The sequence below is a fragment of the Streptomyces bambusae genome (assembly GCF_019400985.1).
Lineage (GTDB): Bacteria > Actinomycetota > Actinomycetes > Streptomycetales > Streptomycetaceae > Streptomyces > Streptomyces bambusae_A.
Window position 1 is genome coordinate 1 of record NZ_WTFF01000695.1, and the last position, 911, is coordinate 911.

At 78.0% G+C, this 911-nt stretch carries 1 protein-coding gene; it reads left to right on the forward strand.

The genetic code is table 11. The features are described from left to right. Positions 1-886: acyl carrier protein (locus GPJ59_RS36595; protein WP_258025455.1), on the forward strand; the 886-nt coding region annotated here is incomplete at its 5' end. Positions 887-911 lie beyond the last annotated feature (25 nt).

Below are 911 nucleotides of genomic sequence, written 5' to 3' on the forward strand. Positions count from 1 at the left end.
GGGTGCGGGTGAGGGTGCGGCGGGCGCGGCAGGTGCAGGGGCCTCGGGTGCTGGTACCGCGACCGCGGGCGCCGCGGCGGCCGGGGCGCGGGAGGAGGCGTTGCTGGAGTACCTGCGCGGCGCGCGGGAGCTGGTGGCGGCGCAACGCGATGTGCTGCTGGGCTACTTGGGCACGAGCGTGCCGCTGCCGCAACCCGGCGCGTTGCCCATGCCGGACCCTGCGCAGACTCCCGCGCCGTGGCCCGTGCCGACAGCGCTCCCGGTGCCCGCACCGGTAGCGGTACCGGCACCGGCACCGGCACCGGTCGGGGTGTCCGGGTCGGCGGCCGTGAGCTCCGGGCCCGTGGCGGGGGCAGGACGCCCGCCGACTGCCGAGGAGCTGCTGGACGCGGTGCTGGAGATCGTCCACACCCGCACCGGCTACCCCCGGGACATGCTGGACCCCGATCTGGACCTCGAAGCCGACCTGTCGGTCGACTCCATCAAGCGCGTCGAGATCATCGGTGCGCTGGCCGACCGGGTGGGCCTGCCCCAGGAGCCGGACGGCAGCATCGATGCGGCCGTCGAGGAGCTGTCCCGGATCAAGACCGTCCGCGGGGTGGTCGACCGGATCCTCGCCCGGACCCCCGCGGACCCGCCCGACGTCTCGCCCGGACAGCCCACGCCGACACCGACACCGCCCCGGACTCCGGCCCCGGGCGCGTCCCCGACCCCGGCTCCGGCCGGGACTCCAGGCGCGGACCGGGCTCCGCGACCGGGCGGGACTCCGGGCGGGGCTCCGGGCTGGTACCCGACTCCGGTACCGGCCCCGGCCCCGGGCACGGCTCCGGCACCGGTCTCGGCTCCGAGTCCGGTGCCGGCGCCGGCTCCGGCTCCCGCCGCGTAGGCCGCGTCCGGCGCCGCTCCCGCAC